We start from the raw sequence: 25,156 nt of genomic DNA on the forward strand, positions 1-25,156 counted from the left end.
GAACGAGCAGGCGGTTCAACCGCCCGCCAACTTCTCCAGGTTCGTCACCAGGTCGACCGGGGTCGGCCTGAGCCGGATCTCGTCCCGCACCTCACCGGCACGGGCCCGGTAGCCGGGGTCGGACACCAGCGCCAGCACCGCGTCGCGCACCCGCTGCCGGTCGGCGAGGTCGCCCTGCAGGTGGATGCCGACACCGGCGGTGTGCAGCCGCTCCGCGGTGACCGTGGTCTCGGTGGTGAAGGTGATCGGCAGCTGCGGTGTGCCGGACACGAGCGCGGTCATCGTGTTACCGCTGCCGCCGTGGTGGACGATCGCGGCGCAACCGGGCAGCAGCAGCCGCAGCGGCATTCGTTCCAGCACCCGGACCCCCGCCGGCACCGCGCCGAGCGCCGCCACGTCCGCCGCCGTGGCGGTGACGACCACCTCGAGGTCGAGACCGTCGAGGCTGGAGATCAGCTCGGGCAGCAGGTAGGAGTTCGGTCCCGACATCGTGGACAGCGCCGTCGACCAGGCGATGCAGACCCGGGGCCGGGCCGGAGTGTCGTGCAGCCAGGCCGGCTCCGGCGCGCAACCGTTGTACGGCACGTACCGCAGCGGCACCCGCTCGCCACCGACCGGCGGGGCGACCGCCGCCGGACACGGGTCGACCACATGGGTGATCAGGTCGAGGCTGAACTCGCCGACACCGTGCCGGGCGAACGAACCGCTGATGTCGGTCGGCACGATCCGCCGGTGCTCCGGCTCGTGGGTGCCCACCGGACCCCACAGGCACAGCAGCGCCGGAACGCCGACCACCCGGGCGGCCAGCAGGCCCTCGAGGCTCGTGGGGTCGTGCAGCACCACGTCCGGTCGCCAGCGGCGGGCGTACTCGACCGCCGCGTCGAAGCCGCGCGCCGCGCGGGCGGCCAGCTCCGGTTCCACGGTACGGCGGTACCCGGCGAGGTCGAACTCGTCCAGGCCGCGCAGCGGCTCGCCGGTCAGCGGATGCAGCGGCAGCCACGGGTAGCGCCACCGGCCCTCGGCGGCTTCCCGGTAGTACTCCAACCGGTTGCTGGTGACGATGTCGACGCCGTCGAGCACCGGCACCGGGATCAGCCCGGTGTTCGACACCGCGGTGGTCTCCGACGCGGGGCACAGCACCCGGACCTCGTGTCCCATGGCCTGCGCGGCCCAACCGACGGCGATCATCGTCGAGTAGTGGGTCGACCACGACGAGACGGTGAACAGCACTCGCATCCTCAGTGACCTCCGGACTTCGCGGGGATCGCCTCGGCGGAGACGAACACCGGGGTGCAGCCGACCGGCAGGTGCACCCGACCGTCGCGGGATGTCACCGGCACCGCACGGCCCAGCGCGTCGACCGCGTACGCCCGCTCCGCCGTCCAGGACCAGTCGAACTGCACGTCGGGCTCGTCCTCGCCGTGGAACGGGTCCCGGTCGATCCAGGTGACCAGCAGCGGTCCACGTCCCGGCCGCCGCACGTCGAACAGGTACTGCTGCGGCCGATCCGCGACCGGGACCCGTTCGACCTGCTCGGCCCCGTCGAGCTGGCCGGCCACCAGGGCGAGTGCCTCGGCGTTGGGATGACGGACCGCGAGCTCGTCGCCGGCGTAGTCCATCAGCGCGAACGTCCGGAACATCACGTCCATCAGCGAGTACGGGTTGGCGAAGCCGGCGGCCTCCGGTGCGAGGTTCCAGCAGGCGGTACGCCGGATACCGACGGAGAACGCCAGCAGGTTGCGCATGACGATCTCCCGGCACGCGATCCGGTAGCGTTTGTCTTCGAGGTCGGGTGGGCAGTCGAGCAGGAACATCTGCAGCGTCGGCGGCAACGTCTCGCGTCGGGCGTACAGCTTGGCGATGGCGTCGTGCTCGGCCTGGCGGCCGTGCCCGCCGGCCGCCTCGGCCGGCTCCTTGAGGATCGCCATCGCCTCCGGGAACAGCGCCGGCCAGGGCCCGTTGTACTCGCCGGCCACCACCGGCTTCTCGTAGCCGAACTTGCGCATCTGGTCGCGGACCGATTCCACGTGCTCGGGGATCATCGTCGTCGGTCCGTACAGATGCAGGTCGAACAGGTCGAAGTGGTCCCGGCCCTGGTCGAGCAGCAGATCGAAGAACCGGCGCTCATGACTGTCCGGTGCCGACAACGGAAGCATGAACGGTGCGCCGCCGAGGACGACGGACGCCTGCGGGTCCACCTTCTTGACCGCCTTGTGCAGCACCTTGAGCTGGGCGAGGTACTCCGGCGCGCTGCCGGCCCACAACAACGCGTTGTCGGTCGGCTCGTTGTCGCACTGCCAGTAGTGCACCCGGCCGGCGCAGTGCCGGACCAGCCGCTCGACGAACTTGCCGTACCGCCGCAGGCTCTTGGCCGGTGACGGCGGCAGCAGCCGGGTCGGTACCCGGGTGGCCCAGGGCGAGCTGGAGCAGACCGTCACCCAGATCTCCTCGGTGCCGTCGAGCTGATCGAACAGGGCGTCGACGACGTCGAAGTCGAACCGGCCGGACACCGGCTCGATCTGCGACCAGTAGACGTACACCCGGATCAGGCCGGCGTTCATGGCGCGGACCTGGGGCACGAAGCGCTCCGGGCGGCCGTACATGCCGTAGCTGATGCCACGGACGACCCCCAGGCGGACTCCGGAGTTGGGCGGCGAAGTGGTCACGATCGCAGGCTCCATGGATCGGCGGCGAGTTGTTCGAGTTGGGTGGTGACGTCGTTGGGGGTGGGGGTGGTGAGTATGTCGTGTTGGACGTTGGTGGCGTGGTGTTGGTAGGTGGGGTCGGTGAGGAGTTGGTGCAGGGCGGTCTTGACGGTGTCGGGGGTGAGGGTGTGTGGGTCGAGGTGGATGCCGGCGTGGCGGTTGTGCAGGTGGGTGCCGAGGTCTTTCTCGTCCCACCAGGGGGCGGGGACGGTGAGGCTGGGGATGCCGTGGACGAGGACGTTGCCGAGGGTGCCGAAGCCGCCGTGGTGGATGATGGCGGTGCAGGTGGGGGCGAGTTCGTTGAGGGGGACGAAGTCGACGGCGCGGACGTTGTCGGGCAGGGTGGTGACGGCGGCGAGTTGGTCGGCGTTGAGGGTGGCGACGAGTTCGATGTCGAGTTCGGCCAGTGCGGTGAGCAGGTCGGCCACGGAGACCAGGTCACCGCCGAGCAGCTCCCGGCCGGACACACCCAGGGACAGGCAGACCCGTGGCCGTCGTGGCGGATCGTAGATCCACCGCGGGATCGCACTCGGTCCGTTGAACGGCACGTACCGCACGGCCAGCCGGTTCACCGACAGCGCCAGCTGCATCCACGCCGGGGTGGGGTCGACCGTGACCTGCCCGGTCATCAGCTCCCTGGCCAGTTCCGGGGTGACCACGGCGTCGACGCCGGCGCGGGCCAGCCGGCCGGTGAGCCAGTCGGCCACCGGGTCGTCGCGCCGGTCGGCGGGCTGCTCGTCGAGCAGCGTCCGGTAGTTGTCGTACATCCGGGATATGTAGTCGATGCCGAACAGCATGCGGGCGTGCGCGGCGCCGCAGGCGCGGGCGGCGACCGCCCCGGCGAAGGTCAACGCGTCCCAGATCACCAGGTCGGGCTGCCAGCCACGGGCGAACTCCACCAGGTCGTCCAGCATCACCTGGTCGGTCAGGTACTCGTAGTCCGCCGAGCAACCCATCGTGAAGGCACCGAGCACGTAGTTCCAGGTGAGGCGCTCCGACCGGGTCTCGGTCATGCCGGAGGTCAGGCTCTCCCAGGTGGCGCCGGTTCCGGCGCTGTCGTCCCCCTTCTCCTGCAACGATCCCATCATGTTGAGCTCGTTGCCGACCGGCACCCCGGTCAGGCCGGTCCGTCCGATGGTCTCCATCAGGTCGGGGTGGCTGGCGACGCAGACCTCGTGGCCGGCGGCGCGCATCGCCCACAGCACCGGCACCAGGTTGTACAGGTGGGGCTTTGTCGCGAACACGGTGGCGAGCACGCGCATGGCGGAATCTCCCGGACGGACTAGGCCCGCGGACCGGCCGCGAGTTGTTCGAGTTGGGTGGTGACGTCGTTGGGGGTGGGGGTGGTGAGTATGTCGTGTTGGACGTTGGTGGCGTGGTGTTGGTAGGTGGGGTCGGTGAGGAGTTGGTGCAGGGCGGTCTTGACGGTGTCGGGGGTGAGGGTGTGTGGGTCGAGGTGGATGCCGGCGTGGCGGTTGTGCAGGTGGGTGCCGAGGTCTTTCTCGTCCCACCAGGGGGCGGGGACGGTGAGGCTGGGGATGCCGTGGACGAGGACGTTGCCGAGGGTGCCGAAGCCGCCGTGGTGGATGATGGCGGTGCAGGTGGGGGCGAGTTCGTTGAGGGGGACGAAGTCGACGGCGCGGACGTTGTCGGGCAGGGTGGTGACGGCGGCGAGTTGGTCGGCGTTGAGGGTGGCGACGAGTTCGATGTCGAGTTCGGCCAGTGCGGTGAGCAGGTCGGCCACGGAGACCAGGTCACCGCCGAACAGGTCCCGTCCCGACATGCCCAGGGACAGGCAGACCCGTGGCCGGCGTGGCGGATCGTAGATCCACTGCGGAACGCTGGCCGCACCGTTGAACGGGACGAACCGTACCGGCAGGACCGGCAGGCCGAGCGGTAGCTGCATCCACGCCGGGGTGGGGTCGATCGTGACCTGCCCGGTCATCAGCTCCAGCGCGTCCGACGGGTCGAATTCGCAGCCGTAGCGGCCGAGTCGGCCGGTGAGCCAGTCGGCCACCGGGTCGTCGCGCCGGTCGGCGGGCTGCTCGTCGCGCAGCGCCACGAAGTGTCCGTACATCTGGGTGATGTAGTCGATGCCGAACAGCATGCGGGCGTGCGCGGCGCCGCAGGCGCGGGCGGCGACCGCCCCGGAGAAGGTCAACGCGTCCCACACCACCAGGTCGGGCTGCCAGCCACGGGCGAACTCCACCAGGTCGTCCAGCACCGTCTGACCGGCGAAGAACTCGTACTCGACCGCGCACGCGACAGTGAGCGCGCCGAGGGCGTGCTCCCAGGTCGGCTCCTCGCCCGCGGCGACGAGCATGCCACCGCCGTGTGCCCGGAACGTCTGCCCGCGGGGGCCGTGCTCCGACCGGCCCATGCCGAGCGGGTCACCGACCGCCACCGCGGTCAGCCCGGCGTTGGTGATCGCCTCGACCAGGTCCGGTTGGCTGGCCACCCGCACCTCGTGCCCGGCGGCCTGCAGTGCCCACGCCATGGGAACCACGTTGTACAGGTGGGTCTTGACGGCGATGACGGTGACCAGGACACGCATTGCGGTTCACCTGCTTCCGACTGGCTGGGGATCGGCGGCGCGGTGCCGCGCCGCCAGCCGCTCCAGCTGCGGGACCAGCTCGTGCGGGCTCGGCGTGTCCAGAAGCTCGGCGCGGACCTGGGCGGCGTGGTCGGCGATCTGCGGATCGGTGAGCAGGCGGGCGAGCCGGTCGCGCAGCGCGGCCCGGGACAGTTCGTCGTGGTCCAGCAGGAATCCGGCGCCGCGCCCCTGCAGGTGCTGGGCCAGCCGGGCGGCGTCCCACCAGGGCGCCGGGATCACGATCCCGGGTACGCCGTGCGCCAGCACGTTGCCGGTGGTGCCGAACCCGCCGTGGTGGATCACCGCCGAGCAGCTGGGCAGCAACTCGTTGAGCGGGACGAAGTCCACCACCCGGACGTTGTCCGGTAGCCGGTCCACCGAGGCGAGTTGTTCGGCGTTGAGCGTCGCCACCACCTCGACGTCGAAGTCAGCGAGCGCGTCCAGCAGGTCGGACACGGTGGTGAGGTCGCCGCGGGACAGCTGGTCGCCACCGAACAGTTCCCTGCCGGACACCCCGAGTGACAGGCAGACGCGGGGGCGTGCCGGGGGAGCGAGCACCCACCCGGGCACGCTGGTCGGACCGTTGAACGGCACGTAGCGCATGGGCAGGTACGGCAGGTCGAGGGGGAGCCGCATCCAGGCCGGGGTGGGGTCGATCGTCCACTGGCCGGTCATCAGCTCCAGGTCCTGGTGCTGCTCGTAGGAGCAGCCGTAGCGGGCCAGGCGTCCGGCCAGCCAGTCGGAGACCGGGTCGTCCCGGCACTCCGGTGGCTGCCGGTCGAGCATCGCGCGGTAGTCGGCGTACATCCGGAACACGTAGTCCTGCCCGAAGAGGATGCGGGCGTGGGCGGCCCCGCTGGCGCGGGCGGCGATCGCCCCGGCGAAGGTCAGCGCGTCCCAGACAACCAGGTCGGGCTGCCAGCCACGGGCGAACTCGACCAGGTCGTCCGTCACGGCCTGGCCGGCCAGGTACTCGTACTCCATGGAGCAGCCGACGGTGAACACGCCGAGGACGTAGTTCCAGGTGAGCTTGACCGGGTCGAGCTCGCTGAGCCCGGTCAGGCGCTGCCACGGTGCGCCGCCGGAGCCGTCGTCCGTACCGCCCTGGAAGGCTGTGACCATGTCGAGTTCGCTGCCGACCGGGACCGCGGTGAGGCCGGTCGCGGCGATGATCTCCGCGAGGTCCGGTTGACTCGCGATCCGAACCTCGTGCCCGGCCGCTTGCAGCGACCAGGCCAACGGGACCAGATTGTAAAAGTGTGGTTTGGCGGCGAACACCGTGAACAGTACGCGCATGAACTGCTCCGCAGCATGTCGAGGGTTGTTCGTGCGTGACGCGTCGGTTCAGGTGCCTGTTCGACGTCGGCCTGAATAACCCTCATTGTTGGGTGCGCTCACCCCGTATCGGGTATTACGGACCGAGCCTAACCGTGAAATGCGATTCTGGTTAACCCCTATCTGCCCCTAGCTGCGTGCGTCGGGTCACGTAGACGTGGATGCCTTCCAGGAGTTGTCGGAGACCGAACTCGAGGTTGGGAATGACGTCGCTGTCCGGGCCGGTGGGTGCGGCCGGGGTGGCGAACGTCCCGGCGGCGAGCAGGCGGGCGAGGGTCGGGAACCGCTCGGCGTCGACGACCGTCGCCAGGGCTTGTTCGTAGCCGAGCCCACCGCCGGTGGGCTCGGCGCCGGCCGGGGCCATGTCGAGGGAGATCCGGGCCATACCCTGGGTGGCGCCGCTGAGGAACAGACTGACCGAGACCATCTCGTCGTAGCCGAGTCCGCTGTCGGCGATCGCGCCGAGCAGGCTCTCGAACCAGGCCAGCTGGTTGGGCCCGATCGGGTAGCTGACCCGGACCTGCAGCATCCACGGATGATGCTGGTACCGGCCCCAGATGGCCTTGACCCAGGTCTCGACCTTCGCCTGCCAACCGCCCGCCACCGCGTCGAGGTCCGGCGGATCACCGGAGGCGACGTCGGTCATCGCGTCGACCAGGTGGGACTTGCTGGGTACGTAGCGGTACAGCGACATCGCGGTGAAGTCCAGCCGCTTGGCGACCTGCTGCATCGAGACCGCGTCGAGCCCTTCCTCGTCGGCGATCTCGATCGCGGTCAGCACGATCTTGTCGACACTCAGCGCCGGCTTGGGGCCGGGGCCGGACCGGGGGGCCCGCGTGTCGCGCCAGAGAAACTCGAAGGAGGGGGCGGCCGCGCCGCCTCTGTTCTGCCCAGATGCCATGCCCACCGCCCGCTCGTTGACGTCCTGTCGGAACCATGTATACCATAAACGCATCAGTTTGACCCCCATACTGTTAGCGTAGACGCTGTCAGCGTCGATCGACCCGCCGGTGGTGCGCGTCCGTCGCGTCCTGCCGGGCGTTCAACCATTCCTGCCAGCCGTGCCTGACCAAGCAGCAACAGAAGGAGTTCGATGAGCGAGTCAGGAATCCGGATACGTGATCTCCGGAAGAAGTACCAGAAGGTCGAGGTGCTCAAGGGGGTCGACCTCGACGTGCGGCGGGGCACCATGCTCGCGCTGCTCGGCCCGAACGGGGCAGGCAAGACCACCGTCGTCAAGGTGCTGAGCACGCTCAGCCGGCCCACCAGCGGTGAGGTCCTCGTCAACGGCTACGACGTGGTCAAGCAGCGCAACGGCGTACGCAGCTCCATCGGCCTGGTCAGCCAGTTCGTGTCACTGGACTGGATGCACACCGGGCGGGAAAACCTGATCATGATGGGCCGCCTGCACCGGCTGAGCACGGCCAACGCGACGCTCCGCGCCCAGCAGTTGCTGGAGCAGTTCGACCTGGTCGACGCCGCGGACAACCGGGTGAAGACCTACTCCGGCGGGATGAAGCGGCGGCTCGACCTGGCGGCGAGTCTGATCGTCCCGCCGTCGGTGCTGTTCCTCGACGAGCCCACCACCGGCCTCGACCCGCGCAGCCGGGCGACGATGTGGGAGGCGATCAAGCAACTGCTCGCCGGCGGCATCACCATTCTCCTCACCACGCAGTACCTCGAGGAGGCCGACCAGTTGGCGGACCGGATCGCGGTCATCGACGACGGGCGGATCATCGCCGAGGGCACCGCGGCCGAGCTCAAGCAGGGAGTCGGCAAGGAACGGGTGGAACTCGTCCTGGCGAGCATCGACGACTACGCCCGGGCCGTGGAACTGATCGACGGCGAGGGCATCCAGCGCGACGAGGTGACCCGGAGCATCAGCATCTTCATCGACGGTGCCGCGCACGTCAAGCGGTTGCTCGACCTGCTGGAGCAGCACGGTTTGGAGATCGACTCGTTGTCGCTGACCAAGCCGACCCTCGACGACGTGTTCTTCGCGCTCACCCACCGCGAGGACGCCACCACCACCGACCACGCAGGAGCGATGCAGTGACGACCGTACCGGCCACCGAAGGCGTGGTCCTGCCGGAGAAGCGATCCAAGCTGTACTGGGCGGTCAGCGACACCCGCGTCCTGATCGGACGGCACGTGCACCACCTGACGCGCAGCCCGGACCAGATCTTCACCGCGATCATGTTGCCGGCGGTGATGCTGTTGATGTTCCGCTTCATGTTCGGCGGAGCCATCGACGTCGGCGCCACCACCTACATCAACTACCTGGTGCCGGGCATCCTCGTCATCGCCGTGACGATGATCTCCGTCTCCACGACGTTGGCCGTACAGTCCGACATGCAGGAAGGCGTGGTCGACCGGTTCCGGGCGATCGCGATGCTGGACTCAGCGGTCCTGACCGGGCACATCGTGGCCGCTGTCATCCGGGGCATGATCGCCCTGGTGGTCATGGTCGGTCTCGGCCTGCTGGTCGGCTTCCGGCCGTCCGCGTCGGTCATCGAGTGGCTGCTGGCGGCGGCCATGCTGCTGCTGTTCGCCTTCTCGTTGGCGTGGGTGTCGGCGGTGCTGGGACTGGTCGCCAAGAGCGTCGACGGTGCCAGCGGACTCGGCCTCATCCTGATGTTCAGCCCGTACGCCAGCACGGCGTTCGTACAGGCCGAGACGCTGCCGGACGGGCTGCGCGCCTTCGTCGAACACCAGCCGGTGACGTTGGTCGTGGACACCGTACGCCAGCTGCTGCTGGGCCGCCCGGTCGGGGACACCGGCTGGCAGGCGGTCCTCTGGTGGGTGGCCATCCTCTGCGTGGCGGCGCCCCTGGCCACCCGGATCTACCGTAAGCGTTTCGCCTGACGGCTTTACCCCCCACGGCGTCGCCCGCCGGCGTTTCCCCCGACGCCGGCGGGCGACGCCCCCTTGTCCGCCGGGTGCGACAACCGGTGCGGCGCACGGTGCCGGGCCCGACCAGCCCGGTGCGGTGCACGGTGCCGGGCCCGACCAGGTCAGGTCGGGCCCGGCGTTCGACGCGGTGGGCGCTAGACGATGTGCACCTGTGGCACGTACAGAATCCACTGGCCGCCGGCCTCGCGGAAGGCCCTCTCCTTCGCCATGATCTCCTCGGCGTGGTTCCAGGCGAACAGCAGCGCGAAGTCCGGGTACGGGTCGGCGAAGGCCTCCACCGGACGGACCGGGATGTGCGAGCCGGGTGTCAACCTGCCCTGCTTGGCCGGGGTCGTGTCACAGACGAACGGGATCAGATCCGGCCCGATCCCGCAGTAGTTCGCCATCGTGGAGCTCTTGGCGGTGGCTCCGTACCCGACGATCCGCGCCCCGCCGGCGCGCAACTCGTGCAGCAGCGCGACCAGGTCGTCGCGGATACGTTGCACGCGGGCCGCGAACCGCTCCAGGGTGGCCAACTCGGCTAGGCCGCGGGCCTGCTCCGTGCGCAGCGCGTCGGCGACAGCCGGCGACGGCGCACGTCGGCCCGGTCGGGCGATTGTGTACCGGATCTGTCCGCCGTGCACCGGCAGCCGCTCGATGTCGACCAGCTCGAACCCGTACCGGGTGGCGAGCGCGCCGACCGCCCGGACAGTGAAGAAGAAGACGTGTTCGTCGTAGATCTGGTCGAAGCTGGTCCGATCGATGATCTCCCCGAGGTACGGGTCCTCGAAGACGAAGACCCCGTCCGGGGCGAGCAGCAGGCCCAACCCTTCGAAGACCGGTCGCAGGTCGGTGACCCCGCAGATGGTGTTGGCCGCGTACACCACGTCGGCGGTTCCGTCGGTGTCGCGGATCCGTGTCGCGGAGTCCACGTCGAAGAACGCCCGGTGTGCCCGTACGCCGGCCGCTCCCGACGGCTCGACCGCGAGATGCCGTACGCCGGCGTCCCCACAGGTCCGCAGCATCACCCCGTCGTTTGCGCCGATCTCCACGACGAACGGGTCCGCGCCGGTCAGCTCGGTCTCCAGGAACCGGCGGGCGGTCTGCTCGAAGTGCTTGCACATCACCGACGATGCCGCCGAATGGTACGGGTAGCCCTGGTGATGGGCGCGCTCCGGCGGTACCGCGTCGATGAGCTGCACCAGTGTGCACGATTCGCACATGCCGACCGCGAGGCGGAAGAAGTACTCCTGGTCGAGCTCGCCCGGTCGGGGAAAGGCCGACGACAGCGGCTGCCGCTCGAAATCGAAGAACTCCCGGATGGGATGGCTGCAGACCCGACAAGGTGACATACCGCACAGCTCTCCGTGATCGTGGTTGGGGGAACCCGGCTCATCCGCCGGACAGGCTGTGCAGACAAGCGATCAGACTGCGTGCCTCGACGTTGACGTAGTGGCTGTGTTGTAGCAGGTCGACGAGCTGGTGCAGTGGCATCCACCGGAAGTTGGGTTCGTCGAACTGCGGGTCGGCCGGCACCTCCACCACCAGGTAGCGGTTGCGGGCGTGGTAGAACCGGCCGCCCTCCTCGGAGAGCGTGACGTCGTAGCGCACCTGGTCCGGGTGGGCGTCGAGCACGACGTCGAGGAACCGTGGCCGGGCGGCCACCGGGAGGTCCCGGTAGTTGCCGGGGGCGCACTGCACCGTTGGCGCCAACTCGGCCACGTCCTTGTAGCCGGGCTGGACCATCGCCCTGACCAGGGCGTGCAGCACCCCGTCGATGCGGGCGACCAGGAACGCGGCGATCCCCTCCTCACACGGCCTGATCATCGGCTGGCTCCACTGGTCCACCTCCCGCCCCCTGGCGCGGACGTGCACTCCGATGACCTCGAAGAAGCGTCGGCTCTCGTGGCTGATCAGGCCATCCTGGCGGGACCAGCCCGGCAGCCCGCGCAGTGGTACGTCGGTGGTCCACACCTCGGCCCTGGTCCGGACATCGGTCAGCCAGTTGAGGATCTCGCTGGTGGTGTGCCGGCTGCCGTGTTCGACACTGCACGAGCGGACCAGCGACGCGCGGAAGTTGTCGGCCGTGTCCGGGAAGGCGGTCAGCAGGCCGTTGCCGGAGAACGGCAGACAGGCCAGCACCGTGCGGGCGTCCATGTTGATGACGTCGTCGACGGCGAGCAGTTCGTGGACCTGCCCCAGGGTCAGCCAGCAGAACCCGGGAAGCAGCTCGACGTCCTCGGTCACCTCGATGACCATGTTGCGGTTGCGCTTGTGGTAGAACCAGGAGCCCTGCTCGGACTGCCGTACGTCAGCCAGGATGTGGTGCCGTGCCGGTTCGCGGAAGTAGTCCAGGTAGGGCACGGACCGGCCCTGGTGGACGCCGGTGTAGTTGCTCCGGGTCGCCTGGACGGTGGGGGAGAGCTGCAGCCCGTTGCAGTTGCCCGGCTCCACCTTCGCCTGCATCAGGCAGTGCAGCACCCCCCCGAACTTCTTGACCAGGATGCCGAGAATGCCGACCTCCGGCTGGTGGATGATCGGCTGGCTCCACTGTGGCACGGGCCCGTCCGGGACCTGGATGTCCAGCCCGCGGATGGTGTAGAACTTGCCACTGCGGTGGCCGATGTCACCGCTGTCCGGATCGGTGTTCCAGCCCTGCATCTCGTCCAGGGGTATCCGTTCGACGTCGGTGTAGGAGTGCTCCCGCAGCGCCGAGAACCAGCTGAAGAAGCCTTCCAGCTGGCCGAACGGGCTGACTCTGGAAAGCACCGACTCGGCGATCTGCGCGGGTGTCGCGGGGTTGTCCCGACCGCGCAGGTCGACAGGATACGTTCGGGGGACGGTCATGGGCTGCTCCTCCAACCGGGGAACCAGGCCGCGGATCAGAGCGTGCGCAGGACCTCGCGCAGCGCGTCGATCACCTTGTCCTGGATGTCCAGGGACAGTGAGGCGTACATCGGTAGTGAGAAGATCTGGTGTGCCAGTTCCTCGGTGACCGGCAACGAGCCGGTCTGGTAGCCGAGGTGGGCGAAGCCGGTCATCGTGTGCACCGGCCACGGGTAGCTGATGTTGAGGTGGATGTCGTACGCCTTGAGCGCCTCGATTATCTGGTCGCGCCGGGGATGCCGGACCACGTACACGTAGTAGACGTGGTCGTTGCCCTGCGCCAACGACGGCAGCACCAGATCGGTGTCGGTGAGCCCTTCGGCGTACCGGCGGGCGACCGCCCGCCGCCGGGCGATGTAGTCGTCGAGACGGCCCAGCTTGCGCCGCAGGATCTCGGCCTGCACCTCGTCGAGGCGACTGTTGTGGCCGGGGACCTGCACGACGTAGTAGCGCTCCCGCATGCCGTAGTAGCGCAGCCGCCGCAGGTTGCCCATCACCTCGTCGTCGGAGGTGATCGTGGCACCACCGTCGCCGTACGCGCCGAGCACCTTCGTCGGGTAGAAGGAGAACGCCGCCGCGTTGCCCATGCTGCCGGCGAGCCGGCCATGGTGCCGGGCACCGTGCGACTGGGCGCAGTCCTCCAGGATCGCCAACCCGTGGCGGGCCGCCAGATCCTCCAGCGGCGCCATGTCGACACACTGGCCGTACAGGTGGACCGGCAGCAGACACTTGGTCCGCGGCGTGATGGCGGCGGCCACCTGATCGACGTTCATCAGGTAGTCCTCGCGACGGACATCGACGAAGACCGGGGTGGCCCCGGTGCCGTCGATCGCCACCACCGTCGGGGCGGCCGTGTTGGACACCGTGATCACCTCGTCGCCGGGACCGACGCCGAGCGCCTGCAACCCGAGCTTGAGGGCATTGGTGCCGTTGTCGACCCCGACGCAGTGCGCCGCCCCGTGATAAGCGGCGAACTCCGATTCGAAACCGAGCACGCTCTTGCCGAGGACGAGTTTGCCCGATCGGAACACCTGGTCGACCGCGTCGAGGATGTCCTCGCGCTCGTTCTCGTACTCCGCCAGGTAGTCCCACACCAACGTGGACATAGGGCGCTCCACCCACCTTTGCTTGTCTGGTCAGACCTCAACCGGGCAGCGCGCGATGCCGCGCACGACCGGAGACCTCATACGACGCACGACCTCGCCCGCCGGGCGGAGCCCGGCAGCGTGGGTGGCGAGGGTGCGCAACGCCACCTCGGCGAGTAGCCGTGCGGGTGCGGCGACGAGCGCGCTGCTGGTGCCCGCCGAAAGGGACAGATGGCCCGACGACGCCGGCGGCCGGTCGATGGCGAACCGGTCGGGTTCGGTGAACACGTCGGGGTCGCGGTTGGCGCCATCGACCAGGACGACGACCTGGTCACCAGCCGGCACGGACTGCCCGGCGATCTCGACGGCCTCGGCCGCGATCCGGCTCTCGATCCGTACCGGCGGGTCGTGGCGCAGCGTCTCCTCGACGGCGGCGACGGCCCGGTCGGGGTCGTCACACAGCATCCGCCACTGCCCCGGATCGTCGAGCAGGGCGCACGCCGCCGCGCCGATCAGGTTCGCGGTGATCTCCGCACCCACGACGGCGGTGATCAGCCCGGCGGCCACCGCGTCGTCGGGCGTACCGCCGGCGGTCAGCACGGTACCGATCACGTCGCCATCGGCCGTACCGTCCGGGACACCGCCGCCGGCCCCGGCGGCGCTGCGGACCTCCACCAGCGCGGTGATCAGGTCCCGCAGCGCGTCGAACGACTCGACCAGCGTGCGGGTCATGCCCAGCGTCGGCGGGCACAGCGCGGCGTCCAACGCGAACCCGGCACCGGTCAGCGCGGCGGCGAACCGGTCCCGCTGCGCCTCGGGCACGCCGAGCAGGTCACCGAGGACGTCGGCGACCGCCACCCGGGCGAAGTCCCGCATCAGGTCGAACCGGTCGCCGGACCGCTTGACCGCGTCACGGAACACCCGGGTCACGTCGTCACGTCGCCGCTGCATGGCCTGCGGCCCGATCGCCGCGGCGGTGAGGGCGGCCAGCCGGTCCTGGTCGGCGCGTTCCGGGCTGCAGACGCCGTCGTCGACCGAGAGCACATGCTTGAGGCTAGTGCGCGAGTCGATCGAGAAGATCCGCTTGCGGCGTCGGTCGGCCGACCGGTCGCGCAGCTTCAGCCGCGCGTCGGCCAGGACCGACGCGCCGGCGGCGTGGTCGACGGTGACCCAGACGTCTGTCTCGCTCTGGCGTAGCGCCGGGGCGCCGCGCAACGCCGGGAACAGCCGACGCGGATCGATTCCCTGGGCGCGCAGGATCAGCGCGTACGGGTCGCCGCGGTTGCCGCGCATCCACTGGATGCCACGGGCGGCGAGCAGGTGGCGGGCGAGATCGCTCTCGCTGACCTTCCGGGGGTCGATCTGGTGTCTGGTCACAGTGGTCACCACGCCTGGGGGATCTGGCTGACCATCGGCGGGAAGATCCGGTCCAGCTCGGCGAGCAGGTTGTCGTCGAGTTCGAGTTTCAGCGCGTGGATGGCCGCGTCCAGATGGGCCATCGTGCGTGGCCCGGTGACCACCGCGGTGACTCCGGGTCGGTGCAGCAACCACGCCTGGGCCAGCTCCGCCGGGTCGAATCCGGCTCGTGCACAGATACTTTCGTACGCGGCGATGTCCGCCCGCCGTGTTTCGATCGCGACCATCGCCCGGCCCTGTGCCGTCTTGACCGCGGTGCCGTCGGCGAGCTTGCGCAGCCCGCCGCCGAGCAGCCCGCCGTGCAGCGGGGAACAGGCCAGCACCCCGATCTGGTACGCCTGGGCGGCCGGCACGATCTCCAGCTCGGGTTGCCGATTCACCAGGTTGTACAGGCACTGCTCGGACACCAGGCCGAGGTTGTTCCGGGCCCGGGCACGTTCCTGCCCGGCGGCCAGGCTCCATCCGGTGAAGTTCGACGAGCCGACGTAGCGGACCTTGCCCTGCTGGACGAGCAGCTCCATCGCCTGCCACACCTCTTCCCAGGAGGCGTGCGGATCGGCGTGGTGCATCTGGTACACGTCGATCCAGTCGGTCCTCAGCCGCCGTAGCGAGTCGTCGCAGGCGGCGATGATGTGGCGCATCGACAGGCCGCGGTCGTTGGGCCAGTCGCTCATCGAGTTGCACACCTTGCTGCCGAGCACCACCTTCTCGCGCCGCCCGCCGCCCTTGGCGAACCAGTCGCCGATGATCTCCTCGGTCAGTCCCCGGTGTACCTGCCAGCCGTAGTGGTTCGCGGTGTCGAAGAAGTTGATTCCCTGACTCAGCGCCGCGTCCATGAGGTCGTACGCCTCGTCGACACTGGTGCGGACACCGAAGTTGAGTGTGCCGAGGCACAACGGGCTCACCGACAACGCGGTCCGGCCGAGCCTTACGTAGTCCATCCCACACCTCTGTCGTCGGGCTTGCGCGAGCATCACCGTCGCCGAATCCGCCGGCGCTGTCGTGGACAGCACCATCAAGGCGACATCTGTCTACGTCGCCGCACACCCCTACCGTCAACCCCTTACGGGTCGCACCGGTGACCGGGGCGGCTAGGGGCTGTGCCGTCGCCGGGTGGTCGACACACTGGCGACGCAGCCTTCTCGTCTTACTGAGCCGCTGCACGGACAGCGTCCTGGCTGTCCACCGAGAACCGCAGGACGGAGACCGTGATGACCACTGCACTGATCATCGGCGGCGGTGTGGCAGGACCGATCAGCGCGATCGCGCTGGCGAAGGCCGGTATCAAACCGGTCGTGTACGAGGCGTACGACCGGACCGCCGACGGCATCGGGGCGAACCTCGTGCTCGCCGTCAACGGGTACCACGCTCTGCTGCAACTTGGAGTCGACCACCTCGCCGCCGGGTTCGACATCCCCATGTACCGCTACCACCTGGGAAGCGGCCGGGTACTGGCCGAGGTGCCCAACGGCAACCCGCTGCCGGACGGCACCGTGGCCCGGGCCATCACCCGGTCCGATCTGTACAACGCGCTGCGCGGCGAGGCGATCGGGCGCGGCATCCAGATCGAGTTCGGCAGGCGACTGACCGACGCCAAGGTCACCGCCGACGGTGTCGTCGCGTACTTCTCCGACGGCAGTGAGGCCCGGGGCGACCTGCTGATCGGCGCGGACGGCGCGAACTCGGTGGTCCGCCGCCTGATCAACGGCGGCGACGTGCCGCTGCGGTTCGGCGGCATGGTCACCACCAGCGGGTACGCCCGAGGTGTCGACGTCCCCGGCGAACCGGGCACCGAGTTCATGTACCTCGGCAAGCGCAGCTTCTTCTGCTACATCCACCACACCAACGGCGACATCTGGTGGTACGCCGCGCCGACCTGGCCGGAGGAGCCCACCAAGGAGACGCTGTCGGCGCTCGCCCCGCAGCAGTGGCGTGCCCAGCTGCTCGACATGTTCGCCGCCGACGACAGCGCCGCGATCGACATCATCAACGCCACCGAGGAGATCACCCCACCCCGGCCGATCTACGACCTGCCGACCGTGCCGACCTGGCGCAACGAGCGGATGGTGATCATCGGCGACGCCTGCCACGCGGTGTCGCCGTCCGGCGGGCAGGGCGTGTCGATGGCAATCGAGGACGCGGTCGAACTCGGCCGCTGCCTGCGCGACGTGCCGAACACCGCCGACGCGCTCGCGCGCTACGAGCAGATCCGCCGGCCCCGGGTGGAGAAGGTCGTCGAGTTCGGTCGGGAGGCGAGCCGGTCCATCGCGGTCAACGGACGCGTCGGGCGGGTCTTCCGGGACCTGTTCCTGCCGATCGCGTTCAACCAGAAGGCCGCGGAGAAGGACCTGGAACACATGAGCTGGCTGTACGGGCACCGGATCGACTGGGACGCCCCGGTCGGCGCCGGCAGCTAGACCGACCACCTACCTCCACGATCGACCACCGTACCGGTTGGGAACCTCGATGCGCGTGATGTTCGCGGTCTATGGGGCGAAGACGCACTTCTACAACATGGTGCCGCTGGCGTGGGCGTTGCGGGCGGCCGGCCATGAGGTGTGTGTCGCGACCCAGCCGGAGATCCTGGACGCCGTCGCCCGTACCGGGTTGCCGGTGGCGGCGGTGGGTGACGAGACCGTCGAGGTCGAGCCGGCCGAGGCGGCCGCCCGCGGCGACCACGTCACCAGCGCCGGTACCTGGCAGAGCATCAACGCGGGCATGACCGAGACCCGGGCCGACCAGCTCACCTGGGAGTACGTCCTCGGTGCCTTCACCGTCGGCTGCTCCCTGCACTACGAACACCTCACCGGGAACCGGTCGATGCTCGACGGGCTGGTCGACTTCGCCCGCCACTGGCAGCCCGACCTGGTGATCTGGGACGCGCTCAGCTACGTCGGCCCGATCGCGGCCCGGGCGTGCGGCGCGGCGCACGCCCGGATGCTCTTCGGCCTGGACCACATCGGCCGGATGTATCTGCGCTACGCCGAGCTGCTCGCCCAGCAGCCGCCGGAACGCCGGGACGACCTGGTCGGCGACTGGCTGGTCAGCCGGCTGTCCCGGTTCGGCTGCGAGCTGGAGCCGGGTACCGCCGGTGAGCTGATGACCGGCCAGTGGACGATCGATCCGACGCCGTCGTGGATGCGGTTCCCGGTCGATCTGCCCTATCTGCCGGTGCGCTACGTGCCGTACAACGGTCCGACCACGGCCCCGTCGTGGGTGTACGAGCCGCCACGACGGCCCCGGGTGTGCCTGACCCTCGGCATGACCGCCCGGGAGAGCCTGGGTGGTGATCTGTTCGCCATCGACGAGCTGATCGAGGCGGTCGCGAGCCTCGACGTCGAGCTGATCGCCACGCTGGACACCGCCCAGCTGGACTCGGTCGGCACCCTGCCGGACAACGTGCGGGTGGTCGACTTCGTCCCGCTGAACGAACTGCTACCGACCTGCTCGGTCATCATCCACCACGGAGGATTCGGCACCCTGGGCAACGCCCTGGTGCACGGCGTCCGGAACCTCATCGTGCCGGGCCGCTACTGGGACGAGATGGGGTTCGGCGAGCACCTGGAAACCCAGGGTGCCGGCCTGTACGTGGACCCCTACCGGCTCGCCGGTGACGGGTTGAAAAGCAAGCTCTCGGTCGACGCGCTGCGTAACCGGGTCGACCGGCTACTCACCGACGTGACCTTCACCCGCAACGCCGGCCGGCTCCGCGACGACCTGCGGGCCACCCCCAGCCCGCACGACATCGTGCCGGAGCTGGAACGGCTGACCGCCCGGCACCGGCCGGATCGACGGAGAGGATTACCGTGGCAAGGAACTACTGGGCAGGCAAGAACGTCGTCGTCACCGGTGGGCTCGGCCTGATCGGCTCGCACTTCGCGGAGGAACTCGTCGCCGCCGGCGCCACTGTGACCCTGCCGTACCGGCGGGACAACCGGCGGGTGCTGCGTCAACTGCCGGCCGATGTGCGGCCGGTGCGACTCGATCTGCACGACGAGGCGCAACTGGCGGAGCTGTTCGCCGGGCTGTCCGGGCCGGTCGACGCGGTCGTCCACTGCGCGGTGGTGTCCGGGCCGATGGACGTCCGCCTGGACCGGCCCGCGCACATCCTCGACGCCAACATGCGCTCGGTGTCCAACGTGCTCAACTGTGCTCGCCGGAGCACCGTCGCCGATGTCGTGCTGATCAGCTCCAGCGACATCTACCTGTCGCCGACGAGGGACCCGATCCCTGAGGAGGACGACTTCCGGCAGCGGATGAACTACTCCCGCGACGGCTACTACCTGTCCAAGAACTACGCCGAGATCCTCGCCGAGGCGTACCGGGCGGAGTACGGAATGAACATCTTCCTGCCCCGGCTCACCAGCGTGTACGGCCCGCGGGACAACTTCGAGCCGGACACCGACCGGGTGGTACCCAGCATGTTCGCCAAGGTCCTCGCCGGTCAGGAGATCGAGATCTGGGGCGACGGCAGCCAGACCAGGACCTACATGTACGCCGCCGATCTGGTCCGGGCGATTCTCGGCATGGTCGAGGTGAACAAGTACCACACGATGAACATCGGCACGACCGAAACGGTCTCGGTGCTCGAACTCGCCCGGACGATCTGCGCCGCGCTCGGCCGGCCTGAACGGATCCGCACCGACCTGAGCCGCTCCGGCGGCCGGCCCAGCCGGACCCTCGACGTCACCAAGCTCAACGAGATCATCGACTTCACTCCGAGGTCGCTGCGGGAAGGGCTGGACCAGACGGTCGACTGGTACCGCACCGTGTACGCGGCCGCCTGACCGTCCGCTCAATCGAACGCAACAGGAGAAGGCAATGCGTGTCCTGGTGACCACCTCCGCCGTCAACTCGCACCTGTACAACCTCGTGCCGACCGCCTGGGCGCTGCGCGCGGCGGGCCACGAGGTGTGCGTCGCCACTCAGCCCAATCTCATCGAGGAGACCAAGCGGACCGGTCTGACCGCGGTGGCGGTGGGCGAGGAGCTGCCGACCGCCCGTGGCAACCTGGACACCTCGGACACCCCGTACGGGCTCGGCGTCGACATCACCGAGACCGACCCGGCCACGCTCACCCTGCCGTACGTGCGGGAGGTGTTCCGGGCGTACACCTCGGTGGTCTGTGAGTACATGGCGGGCGACTCGATGCTGTCCGACCTGGTGGACTTCGCCCGGGTCTGGCGGCCGGACCTGGTGTTGTGGGACGCCCACAACTACGCCGCGCCGGTGATGGCCCGGGCGGCGGACCTGCCGCACGTACGCATCATCCCCGCACCCGACCACTGGGCCCGAATGCGGGCGATCTTCCTCGACCTGGTCCGCGACGATCCGGCGGCGGCCGCCGACGACCCGCTGGCCGACTACCTCGGCGGCAAGCTGGCCCGCTACGGCCGCGAGTTCGACGAGGAGATGGTGGTCGGCCAGGCCACCCTGGAGCCGATTCCCACCTGCCTGCGGGTGCGCGCCGACGTCGACTACCGGCCAGTGCGGCACGTTCCCTACAGCGGGCCGAGTGTGATCCCCGCCTGGTTGCGCCGCAAGCCCAAGCGGCGGCGGGTGTGCCTCACGCTGGGCCAGACCCGGCGCGCGCTCGGCCCGGCCGAATCCGACGACAGCGGTGCCGCCGGTCTGCTCTCCGCGATCGCCGACCTCGATGTCGAGGTGATCGCCACCCTCAACGCCAGCCAGATCCCACCGGGCACGCCGATCCCGGACAACGTGCGGCTGTTCGACTACGTCCCGCTCAACGCGCTGCTGCCGACCTGCGCGGCGGTGGTTCATCTCGGTGGCATGGGTACGGTCAACGCCGCTGTCGTGCACGGCGTACCGCAGGTGGGAATGCCCGGGAACATCTGGGGCGAGGCCGGCATCATGCGCGAGATGGCGGCCCGGGGCGCGGCGCTGGTCGCCGAACCCGGCAATCTCGTGGCCCAGCTCGCCAGAGTGCTCGACGAGCCGTCGTTCACCGACGCCGCCACGCAGTTGCGCAAGGAGATGCTCGCCACGCCCAGCCCGCGCGACATCGTGCCCGACGTCGAGGAGATCGCCGGGGCACGGGCGAAGGGAGACGGCGATGGCCGCCGATGATTCGCGGTTGCTCGACTATCTGCGTCGCGCCACCGCCGAGCTCAAGGAGACGCGTCGGCGGCTGGACGCGGCCGAGCAGCGGGACCGGGAACCGATCGCGATCGTGGGGATGGCGTGCCGGTTCCCCGGTGGGGTGGTCTCGCCGGAGGGGTTGTGGGATCTGGTGGTGGGTGAGGGGGATGCGACTGGTGAGTTTCCGGTGGACCGGGGGTGGGACACGGAGGCGTTGTTCGATCCTCGGCCGGGTCGGGTGGGGCGGTCGTATGTGCGTCGTGGTGGGTTCCTGTATGACGCGGCGGGGTTCGATGCGGGGTTCTTCGGGGTGGGTCCGCGTGAGGCGCGGGAGATGGATCCGCAGCAGCGGTTGTTTCTTGAGGTGTCGTGGGAGGCGTTGCGGCGGGCGGGGGTGGAGCCGGCGTCGTTGGCGGGTAGTCGTACCGGTGTCTACGCCGGGGTGATGCACCACGACTACCCCGAAAGCAGCGGGCTGGGCAGCGCGGTCTCCGGTCGGGTGGCGTACCACCTGGGTCTGGAGGGGCCGGCGGTCGCGGTGGACACGGCGTGTTCGTCGTCGTTGGTGGCGTTGCATCTGGCGGTCAACGCGTTGCGTTCGGGTGAGTGCGAGCTGGCCCTGGCCGGCGGGGTGACGGTGATGTCCACCCCGGAGGTCTTCGTCGACTTCAGTCGGCAGCGTGGGTTGGCGCCGGACGGGCGGTGCAAACCGTTCTCCGACGACGCCGACGGCACCGGCTGGGCCGAGGGGGTCGGCGTCCTCGCCGTCGAACGGCTCTGCGACGCCCAGCGCAACGGTCGACGGATCCTCGCGGTGGTGCGCGGCAGCGCGACCGGTTCGGACGGTGCCAGCAGCGGGATGTCCGCGCCCAACGGTCCGGCGCAGCAGCGGGTGATCCGGCAGGCGTTGACGGCGGCGGGGTTGTCGACGGTGGACGTCGATGTGGTGGAGGCGCACGGTACGGGCACCCGGTTGGGGGATCCGATCGAGGCGCAGGCGTTGTTGGCGACGTACGGGCGGGGTCGGGACGCGGATCGTCCGTTGTGGTTGGGGTCGTTGAAGTCGAACATCGGTCATGCGCAGGCGGCGGCGGGTGTGGGCGGTGTGATCAAGATGGTGATGGCGTTGCGGGCGGGGGTGCTGCCGCGGTCGTTGCATGTGTCGGAGCCGTCATCGCATGTGGACTGGTCGTCGGGTGGGGTGCGGCTGTTGACCATGGCGCGGCCGTGGCCGGACAGGGGTGGGCCGCGTCGGGCCGGGGTGTCGTCGTTCGGCTTCAGCGGCACCAACGCCCACGTGATCCTGGAACAGGCGCCCGACAGCCCCGCCGACACCGCTGCGGTGGCCACCCGCGAGTTCCAGCATGAACGCTTCTGGCGGCTCCCGCTGACCGACACCCTCGCCGCGGCCGGCCTCACCGGCGCCGGACATCCCATGATCGGGGCACTCGTCGAATCCCCCGACTCCGGCGAGATCCATCTCACCGGCCGCCTCAGCGTCGACGCGCAACCCTGGCTGGCCGACCACGTGGTGCACGGTCGGGTCCTGGTGCCCGGCACCGCCTTCGTCGAGCTCGCCATCCGGGCCGGTGACCAGGCGGGAACCAGCGGAATCGACGAGCTGATCTGCGAACGTCCGCTGGTGCTGCCTGAGCACGGCACGGTCGCCGTCCACGTCGTCGTCCGGGCCCTCGACGAGTCCGGCCGGCGCCCCGTCGCGGTGTACTCCCGTACCGACGCGGCCGACCAGCCATGGCAGCGCCACGCCAGCGGCCTGCTCGGCGCTGCCAACCTGGCCGCAACCGGGCCGCGGGCTCCGTGGCCGCCGGCCGGCGCCAGCACCGTGCCCGTCGACGAGCTGTACGACGAACTCGCCGACCTCGGCTACGAGTACGGGCCGGCGTTCCGCGCGACACGTGCCGCGTGGCGTCGTGACGACGAGGTGTTCGCCGAGGTCGCCGTGCCCGAACACGAGCACACCGACGCGACCCGGTTCGGGATCCACCCCGCCCTGCTCGACAGCGCCCTGCACGCGGCGATAGCCGGTGAGCGGGGTGCGCCCGGCGACGGCCACGCCTGGCTGCCGTTCGCCTGGACCAACGTCGCGTTGCACACGGCGGGGGCGGCCGCAGCGCAGGCCCGGGTACGGCACCTGGCCGACGGTTCCCTGTCCGTCACCCTCACCGCCGCCGACGGCGAACCGGTGCTCACCGTCGGCTCGCTGCTCGCCCGGCCCACGTCGGTCGACACCGCCGAAGTGGACTCCACGACCGGGGCCCTGTACCGCATCGGCTGGGACCGTCTCACGCTCGACGCCGCGACCGCACCGCCCGCGGTGACCGTCGGAGGGCCCGCGACCGGACCGGTCGACGCGTCCGGGACGGCGGTGCACGTCACCGACCTGGCGGCGCTGTCGGCCGCACTGGACGACGGTCGACCGGTACCACAGGTCGTGCTGCGCTACGCCGATGCGCCGGCGGTGCCCGACGTGCCAGCCGCTGTCCGCGAGCTGATCCACCAGGTGCTCACCGACCTGCGCACCTGGCTCGCCGACGAGCGGTTCGCCGCCTCCCGGCTCGCGGTCGTGACCCGCGAAGCGGCCATGGTCGAACCGGCAACGGCAACGGCTGCTGCTGCGGCCGCCGACACGGACCTGGACATGGTGGCCGCTCCACTCTGGGGCCTGGTCCGGGCCGCCGCCGCCGAACATCCCGGACGGTTCTGCCTGGTCGACGTCGACGACACCACGACCATGGCGGAGGTCGCCGCCGCAGCGAGCGCCGGCGAACCCGAGGTGGCGCTGCGCTCCGGTGCGGCGTGGGTACCTCGCCTGCGCCGGGTGGAAGTGCCCACCGGGCACGGGCGCCAGCCGGCGTTCGGCGCCGGCACCGTCCTGGTCACCGGAGGTACCGGAGGGCTCGGCGCCCTGCTGGCCCGGCACCTGGTCACCGAACATGGCGTACGCCGGTTGCTGCTGGCCAGTCGACGCGGACCTGCGGCCGCGGGTGCCCAGCAGCTGCGGGCCGACCTCACCGCGCTCGGCGCGCAGGTACGGCTGGTCGCCTGTGACACCGCCGATCGGGATGAGCTCGCCACCCTGCTCGCCAGTGTTCCCGACGCGCACCCGCTGAGCGCGGTGGTGCACGCCGCCGGAGTCGCCGACGGCGGGCTGATCGTCACCCAACGACCCGACCAGGTCGACGTGGTCCTACGCCCCAAAGTAGATGCCGCGTGGCACCTGCACGAACTGACCCGTGACCGCGAGCTGGCCGCGTTCGTCCTGTTCTCCTCCGCCGGCGGCCTGGTCCTGCCGGCGGGGCAGAGCGGCTATGCCGCCGCCAACGTCTTCCTCGACGCCCTCGCCGCCCACCGGCGGGCCACCGGCCTTTCCGCGTTGGCGTTGGCCTGGGGAGCCTGGGCGGGTCCGGCCGGCATGGCGGGCGGCCTCGACGAGCCGGCCCGCCAACGGCTGGACCGACTCGGGGTGCCCGCGTTGCCAGTGGACCGGGCGCTCGCCCTGTTCGACGCCGCGCTGCGCGGTGCCGAGCCGTGCCTGGCGCCGCTGCGGATCGATCCGGTCGCGCTGCGCGAGCGGGCAGCCGACGACCTGCCCGCCCTGCTGCGCGGCGTCGCCGGCCCGACCCGGCGGGTCAGTCGCAGCACGACTCCCGCAGCCGGATCCGGGCCGACGCTACGGCTGCACCACCTGCCGCCCGCGCAACGCGACGAGCAATTGCTCGCTCTGGTCACCCGGCACGTCGCCACCGCACTCGGGCACGATCGGCCGGACGCGGTGGACCCGCACCGCGCCTTCCAGGACATGGGCTTCGACTCGCTCGCCGCGGTCGAACTGCGCAACGCCCTGGCGGCGGCGACCGGGCTGTCACTGGCGGCGTCACTGGTCTTCGACCAGCCGACCGCCGTCGCCGTCGCCCGGCACCTGGCCCAGCAGTTGGAGACGTCCACGGACCCGGTGAAACCACTGCTGGACGAGGTCGACCGGCTGGCGACCACGCTGACGGCGGCCAGCGGGACCGTCAGCGACCGGGAGGCGGTCACCGACCGGTTGGAGGCGCTGCTGCGCAGTTGGCGTGCCAGCGGGGCGGCCGGCCAGCCGGCGGCACCGGACCTGGGTACCGCCA

Annotated in this window: 17 protein-coding genes and 1 pseudogene; 7 read left to right on the top strand and 11 right to left on the bottom strand. The window is 70.1% G+C overall.

The genetic code is table 11. From position 1 onward, the window contains the following. Positions 1-15: 15 nt before the first annotated feature. From O7610_RS30020 to O7610_RS30045, 6 genes are all read right to left on the bottom strand, one after another. On the bottom strand, positions 16-1,236 hold the full coding sequence (locus tag O7610_RS30020) for a nucleotide disphospho-sugar-binding domain-containing protein (protein ID WP_281553667.1): 1,221 nt from the start codon (positions 1,234-1,236) through the stop codon (positions 16-18). Positions 1,237-1,238: 2 nt separating this feature from the next. Then, on the bottom strand, positions 1,239-2,666 hold the full coding sequence (locus O7610_RS30025; protein WP_281553668.1) for a glycoside hydrolase family protein: 1,428 nt from the start codon (positions 2,664-2,666) through the stop codon (positions 1,239-1,241). Then, positions 2,663-3,967: an activator-dependent family glycosyltransferase gene (locus O7610_RS30030; protein WP_281567400.1), complete on the bottom strand. Its 1,305-nt coding sequence runs from the start codon at positions 3,965-3,967 to the stop codon at positions 2,663-2,665. The genes O7610_RS30025 and O7610_RS30030 overlap by 4 nt, the downstream gene beginning before the upstream one ends. Positions 3,968-3,987: 20 nt before the next feature. Next, positions 3,988-5,259, bottom strand: coding sequence for an activator-dependent family glycosyltransferase (locus tag O7610_RS30035; protein ID WP_289212377.1), 1,272 nt, complete (start codon positions 5,257-5,259; stop codon positions 3,988-3,990). Between the two features lie 6 nt (positions 5,260-5,265). Continuing rightward, positions 5,266-6,594: an activator-dependent family glycosyltransferase gene (locus O7610_RS30040; RefSeq protein WP_289212378.1), complete on the bottom strand. Its 1,329-nt coding sequence runs from the start codon at positions 6,592-6,594 to the stop codon at positions 5,266-5,268. Between the two features lie 151 nt (positions 6,595-6,745). After that, positions 6,746-7,534 (bottom strand): TetR/AcrR family transcriptional regulator, encoded by a 789-nt coding sequence (locus tag O7610_RS30045; protein ID WP_281553672.1) that lies wholly within the window; start codon positions 7,532-7,534, stop codon positions 6,746-6,748. A gap of 192 nt (positions 7,535-7,726) precedes the next feature. Between O7610_RS30045 and O7610_RS30050 the strand changes: the two genes are divergently transcribed. Next, a complete protein-coding gene (locus O7610_RS30050) occupies positions 7,727-8,689 on the top strand; it encodes an ATP-binding cassette domain-containing protein (protein ID WP_281553673.1) in 963 nt (320 codons plus the stop codon). Then, positions 8,686-9,498: an ABC transporter permease gene (locus tag O7610_RS30055; RefSeq protein WP_281553674.1), complete on the top strand. Its 813-nt coding sequence runs from the start codon at positions 8,686-8,688 to the stop codon at positions 9,496-9,498. The genes O7610_RS30050 and O7610_RS30055 overlap by 4 nt, the downstream gene beginning before the upstream one ends. 182 nt (positions 9,499-9,680) lie before the next feature. On the opposite strand, the gene O7610_RS30060 is transcribed toward O7610_RS30055, so the two are convergent. The 5 genes from O7610_RS30060 to O7610_RS30080 are packed head-to-tail and all read right to left on the bottom strand — an operon-like array spanning position 9,681 to position 15,853. Beyond that, a complete protein-coding gene (locus O7610_RS30060; protein WP_281553675.1) occupies positions 9,681-10,877 on the bottom strand; it encodes a class I SAM-dependent methyltransferase in 1,197 nt (398 codons plus the stop codon). Positions 10,878-10,917: 40 nt separating this feature from the next. Continuing rightward, positions 10,918-12,372 carry an NDP-hexose 2,3-dehydratase family protein gene (locus O7610_RS30065; protein ID WP_289212379.1) on the bottom strand — a complete coding sequence of 485 codons (1,455 nt, stop codon included), beginning with the start codon at positions 12,370-12,372 and terminating at the stop codon, positions 10,918-10,920. 35 nt (positions 12,373-12,407) lie between these two features. Further along, positions 12,408-13,517, bottom strand: coding sequence for a DegT/DnrJ/EryC1/StrS family aminotransferase (locus O7610_RS30070; protein WP_289212380.1), 1,110 nt, complete (start codon positions 13,515-13,517; stop codon positions 12,408-12,410). Between the two features lie 30 nt (positions 13,518-13,547). Beyond that, on the bottom strand, positions 13,548-14,873 hold the full coding sequence (locus O7610_RS30075; RefSeq protein WP_289212381.1) for a cytochrome P450 family protein: 1,326 nt from the start codon (positions 14,871-14,873) through the stop codon (positions 13,548-13,550). Positions 14,874-14,878: 5 nt separating this feature from the next. Beyond that, a complete protein-coding gene (locus O7610_RS30080; protein WP_281553679.1) occupies positions 14,879-15,853 on the bottom strand; it encodes an aldo/keto reductase in 975 nt (324 codons plus the stop codon). A gap of 270 nt (positions 15,854-16,123) precedes the next feature. Here O7610_RS30080 and O7610_RS30085 point away from each other — a divergent pair, with 270 nt between their 5' ends. From O7610_RS30085 to O7610_RS30105, 5 genes and pseudogenes are all read left to right on the top strand, one after another. After that, the gene (locus tag O7610_RS30085) at positions 16,124-17,329 is read left to right on the top strand and encodes an FAD-dependent oxidoreductase (protein ID WP_289212382.1); all 1,206 of its coding nucleotides are present in this window, start codon (positions 16,124-16,126) and stop codon (positions 17,327-17,329) included. Positions 17,330-17,378: 49 nt separating this feature from the next. Continuing rightward, a complete protein-coding gene (locus O7610_RS30090; RefSeq protein ID WP_281553681.1) occupies positions 17,379-18,776 on the top strand; it encodes an activator-dependent family glycosyltransferase in 1,398 nt (465 codons plus the stop codon). Beyond that, positions 18,719-19,699: an NAD-dependent epimerase/dehydratase family protein gene (locus O7610_RS30095; protein WP_281553682.1), complete on the top strand. Its 981-nt coding sequence runs from the start codon at positions 18,719-18,721 to the stop codon at positions 19,697-19,699. The genes O7610_RS30090 and O7610_RS30095 overlap by 58 nt, the downstream gene beginning before the upstream one ends. A 34-nt stretch (positions 19,700-19,733) precedes the next feature. After that, a complete protein-coding gene (locus O7610_RS30100) occupies positions 19,734-21,002 on the top strand; it encodes an activator-dependent family glycosyltransferase (RefSeq protein WP_281553683.1) in 1,269 nt (422 codons plus the stop codon). Beyond that, positions 20,989-25,131, top strand: a pseudogene (locus tag O7610_RS30105) (SDR family NAD(P)-dependent oxidoreductase); the annotation flags it as partial. The gene O7610_RS30100 and the pseudogene O7610_RS30105, both read left to right, overlap by 14 nt. Positions 25,132-25,156: the final 25 nt, after the last annotated feature.

Origin of the sequence: Solwaraspora sp. WMMA2065, assembly GCF_030345075.1 — a bacterium.
Taxonomy (GTDB): domain Bacteria; phylum Actinomycetota; class Actinomycetes; order Mycobacteriales; family Micromonosporaceae; genus Micromonospora_E.